Here is a 4,735-nt window from a genome sequence, read left to right as displayed (position 1 = left end):
ATTTGAACTGTGTCCCGCCAGAAGAGACGTTGCAGGCAACGCCTCTACACACTTTTGTCGCTGGGAGAACCAACTACCGATTCTTGGGTAGAAAAGCCATTGGATTAACGGCTCCGCGTCCCCCTGGATGAACCTCAAAGTGCAAGTGGGGTCCTGTACTGTAACCCGTACTACCCATCTCCGAAATTTGTTGACCTTGGTCAACCTCTTGACCCCGACGCACCAAAATTCGATTGTTGTGGGCATAGAGGGTCAAGCTACCATCCGGATGTTTGATTTCCACCAATTTGCCGTAGCCACCGGAATTCCAACCAGCGGTGACGACAACACCAGGGGCAGCTGCCACAATCGGTGTACCAATCGGAGCTGCAATATCAATCCCCTTGTGCATACGTCCCCAACGCATCCCGTAGCCAGAGGTTAAAACCCCCTTGCTGGGCCAAATATAGCCATTAAATGGGGCAGGGCTGTCCGGCAAGTACATATCCGGAGCGGACAGAGGAGGCAATTGAGGTGCAACCGTTGTCCCAACCGGGGTTTGCAGCATCGGGTTATAACTTGCTGGTGGGGCTGGGGCGGCGGCTACAACCTGCTCCTTCGGTTCAGATGGGGTTGCCGCAGGTGGCGGTACTGCGATGGGAACTGAAGTGGCTTGAGTTTCCTGTTCATACCGCTGCGGATTGAATTCCGGATTGACCCTAACGGGTGTTGATTGCTCAGCTACACTCGGCGCAACTGGCGCAGATGGAACCACCACTTCGCTCGGTGAACGGGTCTGACCCGTGGTTTGCTGACGGCGATATTCTGCCCGCATTCTCAGAATATCCGCCCTCAAGCGTTCAACGTAGGGGTTGTCCCCAGCGTTAGCGGGCTGATTCCGTTTCGCCTCTAACGCGATCGGGGTATTGGTTGGGGCGTTTTCACCAACGGAGGATTGGGTAAAAACAGTTGATGAAGCGGTTGGCGGTTGAGATGTTGGTACTGTTGGGGTAATCGGTGAGGCGGATGTTGCTGTGGTAGGAACAACGACTCTGGGTGCTTCAACGTCTGGTTGTACTGAGCGAGTAACTGAATTGTTTGATTGCTCCTGAATACCCGGTAAAAACGTTACTCTTTGCTCGGATGACTCAGCCGATGGCGGCGTGGGAATGGTGAGTTGTTGATTGACCCGAATCAGGTTGGGATTATTTAAGCCGTTCGCTTGAATTAATTCGGAACGGGATAAACCATAGCGACGTGCGATCGCGTCTACCGTATCTCCCGGTTTAACCTCGTAAGTATTCGTCGCCGCTCTATTGGCTACCACCGTTTCCATCACCACGGGCTGCGGTGTTGGGGGTTGAGCAGTGATTTCTGGCGTTGTGACGGGTTCCAGCTTTGAATTGGGGAAGGTGATCGGTGTTTGGTCTTCCGATACCTCTGGTGAGGTCAAATGCTCTGGACTTGGCGTAGGAACCGGAATCACCACGGATGAGGGTGATGGCTTCGGTGTGTTTTCCTCAATCGCCAGAGACGCGGCTGTGTCTGGAGTGGGAACCGGAATCACCACAGACGATTCCGATGAGCGAGCCGCTTTGGATTTTGACCCTGAGGCGGCTTCGGAGTCTGGAGTGGGAACCGGAATCACTACAGGTGACTGGTATCCATTAACCCCTAAGGACTCCACCGTCGGTGAGGCGGCAATTTCTGGTGTCGGAACCGGAATAACGACGGGAGATTGAGATTGATTGACCGCCGTTGAGTCTACTGTCGGTGATGCCGCAATTTCCGGAGTGGGAATTGGGATACCAATAGGACTGTTAGAATTCGTCGCGGCTGACGCTGGGGTACGTTCTGCCCCTGGGAGACGGGTTGCTGACGCGGATGGCGTCGCTGCTGTTGCTGTTCGGTTGATGGACTCCTCAGACCTCAACTCCGCCAGACTGTTATTTAAGCGGTTCCGTTTGTGCTTTAAATTATCAACAGCAACATCTTGTCTCGCCTTGAGCAGGTCATCGACCTGACCCGGAACGGTGACGGATTCACCCGTTTTGAGCTGACCGGATGCGGATACCCCGGTAGAGTTCCGTAACTGATTTGGCTCGACTCCGTAAGATTTGGATACGGATTTGACCGTTTCCCCCGGTTTAGCCTCGTGAACGATACCGTTCACAGTCGGGATTTTTAGCTGCTGTCCAACTGCAAGATTGGCGTTAGGTTGGACAGGATTCGACGCCGCGATCGCTTCTGGAGCTACTTTATAGGTTTGCGAAACCTCCCATAGCGTTTGCCCTTCCTGTACATTGTGTTGTACGACAGGTGTCGATTGGGCTGGCGATTGGGCTGGGGTTGGAGCTGGTGTAGCTCGCGGCAGTTTCGAGAGCTGGGCAACGTCTGGTTCGCTTTCTGTTGGCACAGACGCAGGCGTTGACACGCCAACAGGCAAAGTTGTCAGCGTTGGCTCAGAGGCAATGGGTTCCAAGGCTACGGCTTCATCACCTTGTTGGGGTAACAACAAGCTGGAAGCTCCCATGGAAATTGCCAATCCAATCATGGCAGCAGAAGTCCTAGCTCTGCGGTTGCCTTCGGTCGGAATGGTTGCGCCGACTGGCGGCTTCTCCCCAGAAAGCTTCAACAAAGCCTCAAAGGAGTGGGCGGAGTTGGCTGCACACGAAGGAACCTGTTTAACCTTCTGCGTAAATGTCCGTTTCAAAAACGACCTCCTAGTGTGTGACGAGCACTGAACAGTTCCTAAATGGTTTTCCCAGTCAATGAGGGATCTCACCCTAAAATGTGATTTAGATCACGGACAGTGAACATACTTAGGCAAGAGTACCCTGCTTTTTTGATTTAGACAAGCTAATCTGACTGGATAAATTTCTAGTTGTTGACGATCACCGCTCGATTCACCCTTTATTAAGCCATAACTCGCTGTCTCTGGACGAATATATTTTCATACTTGATCAACGAGACACAGTTAATAGTCGGGCGGTTTTTGTCAAGGGTTGTGCATAGAACATACAGACTTGACGGGCTTTTCTCCGGAAGAGGGCTAGAGTTTCAAACCGAACTCTAAAGTCGGTTTGTTGCTTTCTCAGCCTTCCAGGCTATCCGGTGATCGCAGGATTTAGCAACTGTATAGAGCTCAAGCTCATAGTCTAGCAACCGATAGTTTAGCAGTTAACGATTACAGACGGCACTTTACGTGAATTTTTGGTAAAGAACAACCGTACAGTCTACCCAAGCTTTCCCGGGTTAGGAACGCTGTTGTCGGTGACTTCCCCTCTGCTAAAATTGCGCTTCCTCTTGCGGAGATAGGGTTTGAGGCTCCTGAGGCAACCGACTTGGGATGATTAAAATCTATCAATCCGCCTCGATGGGGCAGGACTCTTTTGTATAGAAATTTCTTATCAAAGGAGTGGCTTTTCCGTATTCTATATAGCTGAATTCCGCCTGATTAATTTTTTTGCGGAGATAAATTGAGAATATGCCATCTGCACAAAGGGGGAACTTGTTAAATTTTAATTAATTTTAATTAAACCTTGATCCGATTAAATAAAGTTATATATACGACAGTATACATAAATGTAGTATCTTGTTGTACGCTTAAATGCTTCAGGTCAAGCCAAGTCTCAGGAATTAGCGGCTGCTGAAGGTGGAAGTTTCTTCTGTTTAAATACTTGAACGCTATCCGGGAATGGTCTTCCTAGATTAGGTATCCCAATTGACGCCGTGCTTCAAACAAACCCAAAGCCGCGCTGACGGAAAGATTTAAACTGCGAACACCGGGTTGTGTCATTGGAATAACCACAGTTGCGCCACAACGGGTTAAAACGGATGGGGACAGCCCTTGAGTTTCGCTGCCAAAGAACAGCCAGTCATTGGGTTGAAATTGGAATTGAACATAACTGTATTGCCCAGAAGTGCTGAAACCAATCCATCGCCCTCCCAGCTTTTGGGAAACCTGATTAAATGCCTCCAAGGTTTCATGGTAGTGAAACTTGACATAGGGCCAATAATCAAGTCCGGCTCGCTTGAGGTAGCGATCGCTAATTTCAAATCCCAAGGGTCCAACTAGATGTAACTCCGTATCTGTAGCGGCACAGGTACGGGCGACATTGCCTGTATTGGGCGGAATTTGGGGGCAAACTAAGACAACCCTAAGCATAAAACCTCAAACCTCTTTTCAATCCTACCCTACACACTCAGGGAGACTGAATGAATTGGATTAGACCCATTGGAAATTGTGATAGTATATGTTTTTTTAATATCAGCTTTTGGGGAGAAGCTGATTAGATATTTTAATTTTTAGCCCGAATAGTCTTGACAAATCATCCCTCCTGGTTATTAAGCCACCAAAGCCTGACACAACTTATCTTCAAGTTCGTTTTCTTGTTCCGTCATGTCTTGAATCGCTCGGTTGAGAATTTGCTGCGTGTCAAAGCCCACAGATTGCAGTTGTAACCACTGTCCGGCTGTATTCCCTTGGCGGAGAATCTTTTTCAGGGGCGAGAGGAAGCAACTGAAGCCTTTAGCTTTGGCAATGGGTAAAACTTCTTGATAGAGTTCATCAATCCATTCCCGTGCCGAAATCGTTCTGCCATCCTGCCAATGGGTGAGTTTTGCATCTAAGCTAGAACGGGCAGCCGCCATTTCGTTAGCTTCAGTGAGGGCGACTAAGTTAGCCGCGCGAGTTGATAAGTGACTTCCGTAGAGAGGGTCAAGACTCGGATCATTTAAAAGCTGGGTTAAACGG

General features: G+C 49.6%; 2 protein-coding genes and 1 pseudogene. All 3 read right to left on the bottom strand.

Annotation, left to right across the window (positions count from 1 at the left end; all coding sequences use genetic code 11):
• Positions 1–73: 73 nt before the first annotated feature.
• The gene (locus MC7420_RS35245) at positions 74–2,692 is read right to left on the bottom strand and encodes a peptidoglycan DD-metalloendopeptidase family protein (protein WP_157453181.1); all 2,619 of its coding nucleotides are present in this window, start codon (positions 2,690–2,692) and stop codon (positions 74–76) included.
• A 993-nt stretch (positions 2,693–3,685) separates the two neighbouring features.
• Positions 3,686–4,147, bottom strand: coding sequence for a tRNA (cytidine(34)-2'-O)-methyltransferase (locus tag MC7420_RS15295; RefSeq protein WP_006101391.1), 462 nt, complete (start codon positions 4,145–4,147; stop codon positions 3,686–3,688).
• A 179-nt stretch (positions 4,148–4,326) separates the two neighbouring features.
• Positions 4,327–4,735 (bottom strand): annotated as a pseudogene (locus tag MC7420_RS41505) (glutamate--cysteine ligase); the annotation flags it as partial.

The sequence above is a fragment of the Coleofasciculus chthonoplastes PCC 7420 genome (genome assembly GCF_000155555.1).
Taxonomy (GTDB): Bacteria; Cyanobacteriota; Cyanobacteriia; order Cyanobacteriales; family Coleofasciculaceae; genus Coleofasciculus; species Coleofasciculus chthonoplastes_A.
Note: the sequence above shows the minus strand (reverse complement) of the source record. Positions and strands in the feature narration are given on the sequence as shown.